At 45.8% G+C, this 13,783-nt stretch carries 13 protein-coding genes; 11 read left to right on the top strand and 2 right to left on the bottom strand.

What is annotated here, in order from left to right:
* Positions 1-401: 401 nt before the first annotated feature.
* A complete protein-coding gene (locus tag M493_RS16010; RefSeq protein ID WP_020961432.1) occupies positions 402-1,103 on the bottom strand; it encodes a FadR/GntR family transcriptional regulator in 702 nt (233 codons plus the stop codon).
* Positions 1,104-1,929: 826 nt separating this feature from the next.
* Between M493_RS16010 and M493_RS16005 the strand changes: the two genes are divergently transcribed.
* The 6 genes from M493_RS16005 (at position 1,930) to M493_RS18450 (ending at position 7,405) form a co-directional block, all read left to right on the top strand.
* A complete protein-coding gene (locus M493_RS16005) occupies positions 1,930-2,772 on the top strand; it encodes a transketolase (protein ID WP_335328892.1) in 843 nt (280 codons plus the stop codon).
* Positions 2,772-3,725, top strand: a complete 954-nt coding sequence (locus M493_RS16000) for a transketolase family protein (protein ID WP_020961430.1) — start codon at positions 2,772-2,774, stop codon at positions 3,723-3,725. Before M493_RS16005 ends, M493_RS16000 begins: the two co-directional genes overlap by 1 nt.
* A gap of 26 nt (positions 3,726-3,751) precedes the next feature.
* Positions 3,752-4,510, top strand: a complete 759-nt coding sequence (locus M493_RS15995) for an SDR family NAD(P)-dependent oxidoreductase (protein ID WP_020961429.1) — start codon at positions 3,752-3,754, stop codon at positions 4,508-4,510.
* Positions 4,511-4,816: 306 nt separating this feature from the next.
* A complete protein-coding gene (locus tag M493_RS15990) occupies positions 4,817-6,148 on the top strand; it encodes an MFS transporter (protein WP_020961428.1) in 1,332 nt (443 codons plus the stop codon).
* A gap of 121 nt (positions 6,149-6,269) precedes the next feature.
* Positions 6,270-7,226, top strand: coding sequence for a 6-phosphofructokinase (gene pfkA, locus M493_RS15985; RefSeq protein ID WP_020961427.1), 957 nt, complete (start codon positions 6,270-6,272; stop codon positions 7,224-7,226).
* Between the two features lie 23 nt (positions 7,227-7,249).
* Positions 7,250-7,405, top strand: coding sequence for a GapA-binding peptide SR1P (locus M493_RS18450; RefSeq protein ID WP_020961426.1), 156 nt, complete (start codon positions 7,250-7,252; stop codon positions 7,403-7,405).
* 194 nt (positions 7,406-7,599) lie between these two features.
* Here the strand turns inward: M493_RS18450 and M493_RS15980 are convergent, their stop codons facing one another.
* Positions 7,600-8,598 (bottom strand): LacI family DNA-binding transcriptional regulator, encoded by a 999-nt coding sequence (locus M493_RS15980; RefSeq protein WP_020961425.1) that lies wholly within the window; start codon positions 8,596-8,598, stop codon positions 7,600-7,602.
* A gap of 627 nt (positions 8,599-9,225) precedes the next feature.
* On the opposite strand from M493_RS15980, the gene M493_RS15975 reads away from it, so the two are divergent.
* The 5 genes from M493_RS15975 to M493_RS15955 all read left to right on the top strand — a co-directional run bounded on the left by M493_RS15975 (position 9,226) and on the right by M493_RS15955 (position 13,542).
* Positions 9,226-9,486: a hypothetical protein gene (locus M493_RS15975; RefSeq protein WP_128754854.1), complete on the top strand. Its 261-nt coding sequence runs from the start codon at positions 9,226-9,228 to the stop codon at positions 9,484-9,486.
* Between the two features lie 245 nt (positions 9,487-9,731).
* Positions 9,732-10,490, top strand: coding sequence for an SDR family NAD(P)-dependent oxidoreductase (locus M493_RS15970; RefSeq protein WP_020961423.1), 759 nt, complete (start codon positions 9,732-9,734; stop codon positions 10,488-10,490).
* 34 nt (positions 10,491-10,524) lie between these two features.
* Positions 10,525-11,568, top strand: coding sequence for a TRAP transporter substrate-binding protein (locus M493_RS15965; RefSeq protein ID WP_020961422.1), 1,044 nt, complete (start codon positions 10,525-10,527; stop codon positions 11,566-11,568).
* A 136-nt stretch (positions 11,569-11,704) separates the two neighbouring features.
* Complete coding sequence (locus tag M493_RS15960; protein ID WP_020961421.1) at positions 11,705-12,250, top strand: TRAP transporter small permease; 546 nt, start codon at positions 11,705-11,707, stop codon at positions 12,248-12,250.
* A gap of 11 nt (positions 12,251-12,261) precedes the next feature.
* A complete protein-coding gene (locus tag M493_RS15955; protein WP_020961420.1) occupies positions 12,262-13,542 on the top strand; it encodes a TRAP transporter large permease subunit in 1,281 nt (426 codons plus the stop codon).
* Positions 13,543-13,783: the final 241 nt, after the last annotated feature.

Below are 13,783 nucleotides of genomic sequence, written 5' to 3'. Positions count from 1 at the left end.
AAAAGTAAAATACAGGTGAAATAATTCATTAGTTTATACCATAAATCACCTTACGGATGGATATAAGGAGGGATGGGAACAAAATTTGTGCTACGTTTTATGACATAAATAGCCCGTGGCAACTCTGTTCAATCACTGAATTCCTTGATGTGATGCTTTACAACGTTCCGGTGTGACAGGAACAAAGAGGTTTGATACAACTAACTGCATTTTGGAGTTGTCATTAGTGAAAAACGGCCTTCCAACCACCGAACTTGGGCTCCCCTTCTTCTGTTATTCGCCTTTTGAACAAAAAAACGGGCGATGGCCATCCTTTTTGCCATCGCCCGCCGTTTTTTTTACGGCTGTTTGGTGCAACGCTCCCTAATCTGTGCGTCGCCTCTTGCCGAGCCTTTTCGGATTCATTCCTTCCAATACCGGTCGTATAAATTTTGCATATGGTCAGTCATTAGTTTGACGGCTTGTTGTTCATCATGCTTTTCGATTGCTTCAATGAGCGCTTTATGCTCGCTAAAGTTCACTTCCCGGTAATCGGGCCGTGTCACTGTACGGTCGCGGATAAATTCCCACATCTTTTGTTGTTTCATGGCGTTGATAATAGCGGACATAAACGTGATAAATAATTCATTGTGGGAAGCTTTGGCGATCGTACTGTGCAATTGCTCATCGGTTTCTGGGACATAGAAGCCTTCTCTTGTTTCCTCTTCCATCTTTTTGATGATCGACTGGAGTTCCTCTATTTCTTCCTCTGTCGCCCTTTGCGCAGCAAATTTGGCGATAATCGGTTCGATATGCATTCTCGCTTCTACAATGTCTTCCGGTGAAACGGCTTCAAGGATCAGCGCTGCATTTTGTGCTTCATCAGCGGGGTGGTTGCTTTTGACGTACACTCCTTCCCCTTGGCGGGAGTAAATATAGCCGTTTAACTCCAAGGCGCTCAGCGCTTGTCGGACAGGGGCGCGGCTGACGCCGAACTGTTCGCACAGCTCTCTTTCCGATGGAAGTTTGTCACCGATTTTGAGCGAACCGGATTGGATTTGTGAAAGAATTTGCTTGTAAATTTGGATATATAGTTTGCTGCTAGAGACGGGATTGAATTTCATATAAATCACTTCTTTCATATCAAAGTTGTTTAATAGAATGGGAAGATATCAAGATTATTTGCATGATGGCTCATAACAGTCGCAATCCATCTGTCCATCATCTTCGAAATCATTTTTTTCTTTCGCCTAAGCACGAAAATGGCAGTCCAACGTGTGCGCATTTTCACAGAAAACGTCCATGTGTTGAGCGCATTCCGCGCTCCATCCGATATGTGAAAATGGCTACGCAAGACGGGTGCATGTTCATGAAAAAAACTGTATGAGCCGTTTTTGGCGCTTCAACTAGGCATGAGAAGATGCCATAGGACGTACACATTTTCACAGAAAGTATAACCGAAGCGGGTAAGATTTATGCGAATATGAAGATGCCACCTAAGCATATCGTTTGGGGAAGGCTTACATTGTAAACGTCATTATTATATCCGCTTCTTTTAATTAGGGCAATAGATACGGTTGTCGCAATCTTGCTCCAAGCCACCAGAAATTCCCCCCTCCTGTGTGCCGATACCGAAACGAAAGCAAGGTATTGTGATGATGGATTGCCCCCTTTGTTATTTCGCGGTACCCCCCTCTCAATGCCGCAAAGGCAGCTGGCGGCATATTTTTGAGACGCGCCCTCACCGCCCCTCTCGGTAAAGCAATGACTTTTTTCACTCCACTGTTCGCCTGAAGGCGGTCAATGTGGAGACGGAGATGTGCGGCAAAATACCATTGACAATCCAAAAAATGCGTGTATACTTAAATTATAAGATACTTAGTATACAAGTAGACAAGTAAAAAATGTTGTAAGCCCTTTGATATGCACATGTGATCACTTTTTAATGAGGTGACGGAAATGAGAAAGACAAGTGTGGAAGAATTAAAACAATTGGCAATTAAAATGAGACAGACGGCGCTCACAATGATTTATAAGGCGCAATCTGGTCATCCGGGAGGATCGCTTTCTGCTGCGGATTTAATGACAGCGCTATACTTTCGGGAAATGAATGTTGATCCAAACAATCCGACATGGGAGGACCGTGACCGTTTTGTCCTGTCAAAAGGGCACGCATGCCCGATCCAGTATGCTGCTTTGGCGTTGCGGGGATTTGTTCCTTATGAGGCGATTTACACGCTTCGGCAGTATGGATCGCCTTTCCAAGGGCATCCCGACATGAAAAAATGCCCAGGGATCGACATTTCCACAGGATCGTTAGGGCAAGGGCTGTCCTGCGCGGTCGGAATGGCGCTCGCGGGGAAGCGGGATCGAAAAGAGTACCGTGTGTTCTGTTTATTAGGGGATGGCGAATGCCAAGAAGGCCAAATTTGGGAAGCGGTTCAAACGGCCGTTAAGTACCAATTAGATAACTTATTTATCTTTGTGGACTACAACAACTTGCAAATTGATGGTTTTTGCCATGAAGTCATGCCGTTATTGGATTTGGAAAAGAAATTCGAAGCGTTTGGCTGTGAAACGAGATACATTAACGGACATTCGATGGAACAAATCGTGGAAACGTTAGATGAAATCACGTTGAACAAAAACGGAAAGCCAAAATGCGTGATCCTCGAAACGGTCAAAGGAAAAGGCGTTTCGTATATGGAAAACGTCGCTGAATGGCATGGGATTGCCCCGAATGATGAAGAGTATGAACGGGCTATGGAAGAGATTGCAAGGGGGTTGCAATGATGAGCATACTGGAAAAAGACATCGTCATCAAAAAGGCGACAAGGGAAGCGTTTGGCGATGAGATTGTGAAGCTGGGAAAAGAAAATAAAAATATTTATGTCATCGATGTCGATATTGCCAAGTCTTGCAAAACGACGAAATTCATAAAGGAGTTGCCTGATCAACATATTAATGTCGGCATTGCCGAACAAAACGCAGCTGGCCTTGCAGCGGGTTTGGCGACGACGGGCAAAATTCCTTTTGTGAGCACTTACGCGGTGTTTGGCTCTTTGCGAATGGCGGAGCAAATCCGGCAGGAAATTTGTTACCCGAATCTCAATGTGAAAATCGCCTGCTCTCACGGGGGGCTCACGCCGGCGAATGATGGCGGAAGCCACCAGGCGATTGAAGATATGGGGGTATTGCGGACATTTCCGAATATGACAGTCATCATGGGCGCCGACTATTATTCTACTCGAAAGTTAGTCGAACAGGCAGCGCACATGTATGGGCCAGTCTATCTTCGCTTCACCCGGGATGCGGTTCCTGTGATTTATGATGAACATGAAGAGTTCACGATTGGTAAAGCGAAGAAAATCAAAGATGGCGAAGACATTGCGATCATCGCTAACGGCGACACCGTTTGGCTTGCCATTGAAGCAACGAAACAATTAGAGGCAAAAGGCATTTCTGTGAAGCTATTCGATATGCATACGATTAAACCGCTCGATCGCGAGGCCGTCTTGGAATGCATCGACATCGGCAACATCATTACGGTGGAAGACCATAACATTTTAAACGGCCTTGGCAGTGCGGTGTGCGAAGTGGTTGCCGAAGAAGGGAAAGGGATTGTCCGAAGAATCGGTGTGCAAGACCAATTCGGTCAGTCGGCGCCGTATCAAAAACTGTTAGAACTCAATGGCATTACAGTGGAGAACATTGTTGCCAAAGCAACGGAATTGCTTCAAAAATAAAAAACCAACAAAGAGGAGACGATCATATGTTTCGATTAGATGACCGAGTAGCGATTGTCACTGGCAGCGGCTCGAAAAGAGGGATTGGGCGTACGATTGCGTTGACATTGGCGAAACAAGGGGCTATCGTAGTGGTGGCTGACCTGAACTGGGACGGGGTTCAAGAGACAGTGAATGCGATTACCGAGGCAGGGGGGAAAGCCTTGGGAGTCGAACTTGATGTCACCAGCAAGCAGTCGAATGAGGCGATGGTCGAGAAAGTGTTGGAGACATACGGACGGATTGATATTCTTGTTAACAATGCGGGAATTTCACAAAAAGTCACGGTGGAAGACATGCAGCTGGAAGATATGGTGAGAATCTTCAATGTCAATATGTTCGGGTTGTTTTTATGCACCCAAGCCGTGCTGGGGCAGATGAAAAAACAAAAGTATGGCCGAATCATTAATGTGTCCTCTGTTTCCGCCAAACGGGGAGGAGGCATATTTGGAGGGGCTCATTATTCCGCTTCCAAGGCGGCCGTACTCGGATTCTCGAAAAACCTTGCCCGTGAAGTCGCTCTTGATGGGATTACGGTGAATTGTGTGGCACCCGGATTGATTGATACGGACATTTGGAAATCGCTTCCTGAAGAACAGGCTAAAGAAGTCATTGCCGGAATCCCGATGGGAAGACCAGGGCAAACCGAAGAGATCGCCGCAGCCATTGCATTTTTAGCATCGGAAGAAGCATCCTATATTACAGGCGAAGAAATTGACATTAACGGCGGTTCGCATATGGATTAATGATCGCTGGCCGGGTTGGCGCCCGGCTGGCCGCCCAAAAGCTAGAAGCGAGTATCCTTCTTATTTTCGCTAGCCCAATCAATCGAGTTTTTTGAAAGCGTTTGATGTAAAGGGTTTCGATGGCTTATTTTATACAAACCGAACGTCCTTGATCCAATCGCATGCAGCGCGCTGTTAAAAGAGTGCAAAGTGTGCATAGGCAACTGTTGCCGTCTTGGAATGGTTTCATCATCCATTATTCTTTGTCCTTCCTTAGGAGATTTATTCAACTGTAGGGTATGTCAAAAAACCGGAGGAGGAACGACTGTGGACTATCTAGCGTTAGAACGTTCGACAACGAAAAAAGTGACGTTGCGATTAATTCCGTTTTTATTCATATGTTTTGTCATTGCGATCCTGGATCGAGTCAATATCGGGCTTGCTGCGCTGCAAATGAACGAAGACTTAGGTTTTTCTGATGCCGTGTTTGGATTGGGGGCAGGGATTTTCTTCCTCGGTTATTTCCTGTTAGAAGTGCCGGGAAGCGCGATCATGTCAAAAGTGGGCGCGCGGAAATGGATCAGCAGGATTATGGTGACGTGGGGATTAGTTTCGGTGTTAATGGCTTTTGTGCACACTCCTACGCAATTTTATATTGCCCGTTTTCTATTAGGAGTTGCGGAAGCGAGTTTTTATCCATGTATGGTGCATTACCTGAGCGGCTTTTACCAAACGAAGCACCATGCCAAAGCCATTGCGGCATTTATGTTGGCAATCCCAGGTGCCAATGCGTTAGGGGCTCCGATTGGGACGTTTTTATTAGGGATTGAATGGTTCGATCTGGCTGGATGGCAATGGCTGTTTATTTTGGAAGCGATCCCGGCTATCATTTTAGGTATTATCGCTTATTTCTACCTTGATGACAAGATTGAAGATGTCAAATGGTTAAACCAGGATGAGAAACAATGGCTCCTTGATGTGATCGCTAAAGAGAATCGCGAAAAACAAAAAGTCAAGCACTACACGTTCGCGCAGGCGTTAAAAGACCGTGATGTGTTAATTTTATCTGCTGCCTATTTTTGCTGGATGACAGGGTATTATGGCATTAATATGTTTTTGCCGACCATTTCGAAAGGGTTGTCAGAGGCGACCTCGCTGAGTACGCAAGGAATCGGATGGCTGCTAGGCCTTATGTATGCATGCGCTATGGCGGTCATGATTTTCGTCGGGAATCATTCAGACAAGAAGAACGAAAGACGTTGGCACGTGGCAGCCTGCTTGACGATCAGCGCGGTTTCGATGATGATCAGCACTTATGTGTCAAGCTCCAGTGTTGTTTTCGCCTTTGTATTCTTGACGATCGCTCTATGTGGAGCATTTGGGGCGTATTCTCCGTTCTGGGCCATTCCGCCTTCGTTCTTGACCGGAGCGGCGGCTGGAGGCGCCATCGCGCTCATTAACAGCGTTGGAAACTTGGGTGGATTTTTCGGACCGTACATTGTCGGTTATATTAAAGACGTTACGGGATCGTTTACGGCTAGCATGATTTTCTTAGGCGTCAGCATGATCCTCAGTTCTTGCATCGTTGTTTTTCTCGTCAAACAATCGGGGAAGGCCCTCGCCCAGAACGATAAAAAAAGTTTAAAGAAATCTAGTTGAACGTAGGCGGCCGAGGCATGTTTGAACCGTTCAGCAACGGTCTCCGTCTAGTTGCTGGGATTCTTTTATACAACGGTGCAGAGCCGGTTTCTTGTAATATCGAGCAGAGGTGTCCATGATCATGAAAAAACTTGGCGTTTTAACGAGCGGCGGGGATGCGCCGGGAATGAATGCGGCCATCAGAGCGGTGGTCAAAGCGGCTCATTATCATGGATTCGAAGCCGTCGGCATCCGGTATGGATACCAAGGATTGATCGACGGCGACATTCAGCGTCTGACGATTTCCGACGTAGAGGATATGGCTGATCGTGGAGGGACGATGTTAAAAACATCGAGATCGTCGGAATTCATGAGAGAGGAAGGCAGGAAAAAAGCCATCCAAGTATTACAAAACGCCGGCATCGACGGTTTGATCGTGATCGGTGGAGAAGGGTCGTTAAAAGGAGCAGAAAAACTGCGGGAGCTTGGCGTCAGCGTCATCGGCATCCCGGCCACGATCGACAATGATCTAGCTTACACGGATTATTCGATTGGATTTGACACGACGTTGAACACGATTTTGGATTGTATTCAGAAAATTAAGGATACTGATTTTTCCCACGATAAAACGGCCATTGTCGAAGTCATGGGAAGATATTGCGGCGATTTGGCCTTATATGCCGCTTTGGCAGGCGGGGGAGAAATCGTCTCAACTCCAGAAAGAAAATTGGATGTTGATGCGATATGTGCCAAACTGCATGAGAGAATCAAAAGTGGAAAGCACAATAATCTCGTGATTGTAACGGAACGAATGTATGATTTGCAGGAGTTGCAGCAATACATCGAAACGAAGCTCCATATTCGGGTGAGGACGACGTCATTAGGGTTCATCCAAAGAGGAGGGTCTCCATCGGCATTTGACCGGGTATTGGCAAGCAAAATGGGAGTGGCGGCCGTAGAGTTGCTCGTGAATGGATATGCAGGCCACGCTGTCGGACTTAAAGAGAATAAAATCATCTATCAAAACCTTGCCGCTATAAATGGTGAAATAGCGGATAAACAGGAACCGTATCAGTTGCTCGACATGCTTTTGCATTAGGAAAAAGTGACGGGGGGATCATGATGGTGAAGGCGTTCGCTGTCGAGCAAGGCACCATTGTATGCCAAGTGTGCGGAAAAGAAATTGATGCCGTTGATACGGCAGAAGGCGTGAAAATATGGTACGGAATATGTGCAGGCTGCTCGGAAAAGAAGAAAGGAGAACAGAAAAGCCATTGAATTTGACCTTCTCCCCCGCTTCTATCGTAGCAAGCGGATGGAGGGCCTCATTCCGGATAGGTGATGAACTCCGTCCATCTTGAAAACTGAACAAACGCTGCTCGAAAGAGGCCGGATGAAAAATGCTTACCTCTTTCGGCAGCTGACAAGGATATGGAACGAAGGGGGAATTTCGACTGGACGTCAAGTTTTTGTTAGCAACCACACGACTTTCGGATAATAAGCGATGTAGGCAAGGAAACGCTTTTACAGTAGTTCGGATTATTGATTCGGTTGATCAGTATATCGAACGCGGTTCTTCCAATCGTATCAGGCGGCAAATAAATATTGGTGATCGGGGGATCCGTCACGCTCGCCGCCTCAAAATCGCCGAATCCAATAAGGGCTATATCGTCAGGGCATTTTAAAAGCAGGCTATGAATGCCCTTTAGGGCGCCAATGGTCATGGCATCATTCAAAACAAATAGGGCAGTGATTTCTTGGTGGCGGTTTAAAAGCGTTTTGACGGCGTTATACCCCCCTTCAACCGTCGCATAGCCCATTTCTAAATAATGTTCGTTGAATGGCACCCCATGTTCTTGGAGGGCGGTTTTATACCCTTCAATGCGTTGATTTGTTGTTGAAACGTTCGGAACGCCATAGATGACGCCAATATGTTTATGGCCGTGTTGAAGCAAATGGATCGTAGCATCATAACCAGCTTGAAAATCATCGGCCACTACTCGCGGGATGTTTGTGATCTTCGGGTCATACCGATTCACAAGAACGATGGGCAAATGTTGATCAATATATGTTTGCAAATAACTGATGTCACTTTGGGAAGGGGATAAAATAATCCCATCCACCATGTGCGAACTTAATAAATGAATGGTTTCTTTTTCATGCTCTAAGTTTTCATTCGTATTGACAAACAGTAGGTGATATCCTAATTCCCGGGCTCGCATTCCTACAGCATTCACAAACCCTGTGACATATGAATCAGGCAAGCTTGATACAACGAGCGCGGCTGTTTTCGTCTTTTGGAGGCGCAACTGCTTTGCTCTTGCATCGGGTACGTAATTATACTTTTTGATCGTTTCCCAAATGCGCTTTTCTTTTTCTTCTGATATGCGCTTTGTTCCATTGATCACGTGCGAGACAGTGGCAACGGATACGCCAGCTTCCTTGGCGATATCTTTCATCGTGATTTTCATTGTTTTCATTCCTTTCTAGGCAATTCCCCGTTTATGGGCCATGTGTTCCTTAGGGGAGAGTGAAATTCACCCGTGCTCATTTTCTGCAAAAGCCATCACCAATAAAGCAACGGTAGCGGGAAACGCTTTCGTTTGGAGCGTCAAAGGTGTCACGGGCATTTTTAGTTGTCGGAACTCGATGAAACACTTCTAGCTATGATTAATTCTACAACATCATGAGTTTATCTTTACACAGTTATGTTTGTTATGTTTTTTTAAACGTTTTACTTTTTAAGAGGTTCTAACAAAATATTAATATAAAAAGCAGAGTCATTCAATGAGAGATATTTTGTTGTTTGTTGAAGCTGTTGCACTCATCCTTCGAGTCTATAGGTACATTTCCAATGGAATGGGTTGCGGCCAACGGGACTTGTTTTGGGGTTCTAAGGGGGCGTCATATCTCATAGTTTTTTCGATTCGGATGATATGCTCTATCTTCGTCTAAGATTTGTGTATAATAGATTGAATTATCTAAAAAATTGTTGACAGGTTTGCTTATTTTGGTTAATAATTTGATTAAATTGGTTAAACGTTTAAAAAGGGGTGGTGGTATTGGATGTTCAAACAGGGGGGGCGGATGAACAAGAGATGGTTGATGCCGGGTTTTCCGTATTGAAGGGTGGAATGCTTACCTTATTGTTGGCAGCGCTTTCGTTTGTCGTTTCGGCAAACGGGAAAGGGGATCTTCATTCGTTTCGGACTGAAAGGCGAACCCCAATGGAACGCATGCTTGTATTGCGATGGGATTCTATCGCTTTCCATTATGCAGTTGAAGGTGTTGGACTTGTTCCATGGCAGGCATTCCTCGGCAAACAGGAAAGCGTTATTAAAAATATAGCAAAAGGGTAGGTGGTGTAGTCTCGGAGTGAAAATCTAGGCAAAAGGCCAAGGTGGAAAACAGGGATAGTCATGTCGCAGATTCTACAGACAGGTGAGCATGGCCGCAAAAAAAGTAACCGCTTACAGTGAGTGAGGAACGGCAGATGGTTGTTCTCCTGTCATTTCCAAGATGGACAATGGCGGTTACGTCGGCGTTTCTTCATCTATGTGTTCTAGAGCAGATCATCGTTTGAACGAAAGGAGAAGGTTGAACAGTGAACTTTCAAGATAGGGTAGCCTTCATTACAGGAGCTGGATCAAAAAGAGGAATCGGAAGGGAAACTGCTAAACAGCTGGCGTATAGGGGAGCGACCGTTATATTAGCTGACATTGACTTTGAGGGGGTGAAGGAAGCGGCTGAAGAAATTAACGCACAAAATGGGAAAGCATCCCCCGTGCAGTTGGATGTCACGAACCGGGCGCAGGTTTCGAGCGTGGTGCAAGAGATTGTCGGCAAATTCGGCAAGATCGATATTCTCGTGAATAACGCCGGGATTACACGTCCGACAAGGGTTCTTGAAATTCCGGAAGAAGAATGGGATCTCATTTTTCGAGTGAATGTCAAAAGCATCTATTATTTAACTCAAGAAGTGCTACCGCACATGAAACGGCAACATTATGGACGGATCGTTAACCTTGGTTCTGTTTCCGGAAAGCGGGGTGGAGGGGTGTTTGGCGGGTCGCATTATTCCGCAGCCAAGGCAGCTGTCGCTGGTTTTACAAAAGCTGTCGCACGGGAAATGGCGCCCTTTGGCATCACTTGCAACGCCGTAGCTCCCGGCCTCATCGGCACGGACATTACCGGTGGGATGCTAACGGAAGAAGTGAAAAAGGAGATTATTAAAGGGGTTCCTGTCGGAAGAATAGGCACTGTAACAGATGTTGCCTACACGATTGCCTTCTTGGCTTCCGAACAGGCGGGCTATATTACCGGCGAAGAAATTGATATTAACGGCGGCATGCATATTGATTAACGATTCAAATGAAAAGGGATAGGGGGATTATATCGTGTCAATCAAACGAGTGGCTTCCATCTTATTGGCGTTGTTCATGTTAAGTGCCATCTTTCTCGCTGGCTGTTCTTCTTCGAGTTCTCAGCAATCATCCGAACAAAAGAGCGGCCAAGCTAGCAGCAAAAAGATTGTGATCAAATTCGGCCACGGTGCGGCGGAAACGAACCCTAGACATCAAGCGGCGTTGAAATTTAAAGAACTTGTAGAAGAAAAATCGAAAGGCCAAATTGAGGTTCAAGTGTTTCCGGGCGAACAGTTAGGCAGTGAACCGGCGATGCTCCAGGCGGTTCAATCGAATACATTGCAAATGACAGCGGTCGGTACAGGGATTTACTCGAGCCTTTACCAACCAATCGGAATTGTCGAGTTGCCTTATCTCTTCGATAGTTTCGAGCAAGCTTGGAAAGTTCTTGATGGTCCATTTGGACAAGATTTGGCGAAACCTTTAATCGACAAGAATATCCATATTTTGGCTTATTGGGAAAACGGATTTCGGCATGTGACGAACAACGTCAAACCGATTCAAACCCCGGATGACTTAAAAGGGTTGAAAATCAGAATGCCTGAAATCCCTGTGTCAGTAAGCATATTCAAAACGCTAGGAGCCAATCCGACGCCGATGGCTTTTGGCGAGTTGTTCCAAGCATTAGAACAGCATATTGTTGATGGGCAAGAGAATCCGCTGACCAACATTTACAATAGCAAACTATACGAAGTGCAAAAGTTCTTATCGCTGACAGGCCATCAATATAGCCCGCTTCCGTTGGCGATTAGTGAAAAATTCTGGAAAACGCTTTCTCCAGAGCAACAAAAAATTATTGAGGAAAGTGCAAAAGAAGCAGGGCAGTTCCATCGTGAAGCGGTAAAAGCAGATGAGCAAAAACTTAGACAAGAATTGGAAAAACAAGGAATGAAAATTAACGAAGTAGACCAACAAGCATTTAAGAATGCCGTTCAGCCAGTATACAAAGAGTTTGAAAAGGTTTATGGAAAAGAACTCATGGATCAGTTGTTTGAAGCGATAAAAGAGACAAAGTAACGCATACCCGTGTTGCCTGTAGATAGGGGGGATAAGCCCCCTTTCTAAATCTTTCATATCTGCTGCATCGGAACGGATTCCCCCCTAAAAGAAGAGGGTTGATCAACGTGCATTTGAGAAAGGTGGGAGGATCAGGATGGGGAAGGTGTCCCGGTTTTTTGATCGCCTATTAAATATCACAATGGCTTTATTTTTAGCCGTTATGTTCATTTTTGTGTTTACCAATGTTGTGCTCCGTTACGTGTTTAATTCAGGGATTACGTGGTCAGAGGAAATGTCAAGGTTCTTATTTATTTGGCTAACGTTTTTAGGAGCCATTGGTGCATTGAAAGAGAATCGCCATTTAGGGGTGGATACGCTCATTAAACGTCTTCCCCGCCAGGCCAAAAAGTTGGTGTATGTAATCGGAAATCTACTTATCTTTTATCTCCTTTGGTTACTGTTTGATGGAAGCGTAAAAACCACTTTGCTTAATACAGACACAAAAGCAGCGGCTACCGGGCTTCCGCTTGCTTTGGTCTATGGTGTCGGCATTATCACTAGTTTATCGTTTGCGGTGATTCTTTTGTTTAATTTGTACAAAGTGTTTTTTTACGAAAAAACGATTGATGTACTGACAGTCATGAAGGAGACAGAAGAAGAAGTGCCTTATGTATTAAGAGAGAAAACCATCGTAAAGTGAGGTGAGGTTATATGACGATTACTATCTTTGTTGGATCGCTGTTAGGGGCGATGGCATTAGGGATCCCGATCGCCTTTGCCCTTATGATTAGCGCTGTATGCCTGATGCTGTATCTCGGTATGCTGGACAGCCAAATCGTTGCTCAAACGCTAGTGAATGGGGCCGATAGCGTCAGTCTCATGGCGATCCCGTTTTTTATCCTCGCCGGAGAGTTAATGAATGCGGGCGGCATTTCGAAAAGAATTATCGATTTTGCGATTTCCATTGTTGGCCATGTCCGCGGCGGGTTAGGGTATGTGGCTATTATGACAGCTGTGTTATTTGCTTGTTTATCGGGTTCGGCGGTGGCGGACACAGCTGCAGTCGGGGCCATTCTGATCCCAATGATGACCCAGGCAGGCTACAACCCGAGACGGTCAGCCGGATTAGTGGCAGCTGGAGGAATCATTGCGCCTATTATTCCCCCGAGTATCCCGTTTATTATCTTTGGGGTAGCGAGCGGTGTATCGATCACAAAGCTATTTATAGGCGGGATTGTGCCTGGCTTGATGATGGCGTTCGGGTTGGCCATTGTTTGGTGGTATGTATCGAGAAAGGAACAGTCTGCGGTTTACCCGAGAAAATCAGCGAAAGAAATGATACAGGCGACGAAGCACGCATTTTGGGGGCTATTGCTGCCGGTAATTATTTTAGGCGGAATGAAAGGGGGAATTTTTACAGCGACTGAAGCAGCTGCTGTTGCCGTTTTTTATGCCTGGTTTGTAGGCACTGTGATTTACCGCCAAATTCGGCTGAAGGATTTGTACGATGCGCTTGTGGCCGCTTCGAAAACAACGAGTGTCGTGATGTTTCTTATTGCCGCATCTATGGTTGCTTCGTGGATGATTACGGTCGCCAATATTCCTTCTTCGATTACAGAGGTTGTAGCGCCGCTGATGGACGATCCGTTGCTTTTGTTGTTAATGATTAACCTGTTAGTTCTCATTGTCGGCACTGCGATGGATTTAACTCCAACGATTCTTGTGCTAACACCTGTTTTGATGCCGATTGTTGAAAAAGCGGGCATTGACCCGGTATATTTTGGGATCCTGTTTATTTTAAACAACGCCATTGGCCTTCTCACGCCTCCGGTAGGAACCGTACTCAATGTAGCTTGCGGGATCGGGAAGATTTCCATGGACGACATTATGAAAGGAGTTTGGCCATTTTTGCTCGTCCAAGTGGTTGTGTTGATTTTGCTGATCGTTTTCCCGTCATTGGTCACTGTTCCGATTGAGTGGTTTACCCATTAAACCTAAGGCAAGGCGAATGGAGAAAGCGAAGTTTCGCGCGTTGATAAAGTTGGAAGCCGGCTGAAGCGATGCCGGCTTCTTTTGTGTGCGCCCGGCATGGGTGCAGTCTATAGGGTGAAAGTCCCGAACTGCGAAGGCAGAAGTAGCAGTTAGCTTAACGCAAGGGTGTCTGCGGCGACGCAGAATCTGAAGGAAGCGGGCGGCAAACTTCCGGTCTGAGGAACACGAACTTCATAAGAGG

The sequence above is a fragment of the Geobacillus genomosp. 3 genome, assembly GCF_000445995.2.
GTDB lineage: Bacteria > Bacillota > Bacilli > Bacillales > Anoxybacillaceae > Geobacillus.
This window is presented reverse-complemented; position numbering and strand designations above follow the sequence as displayed.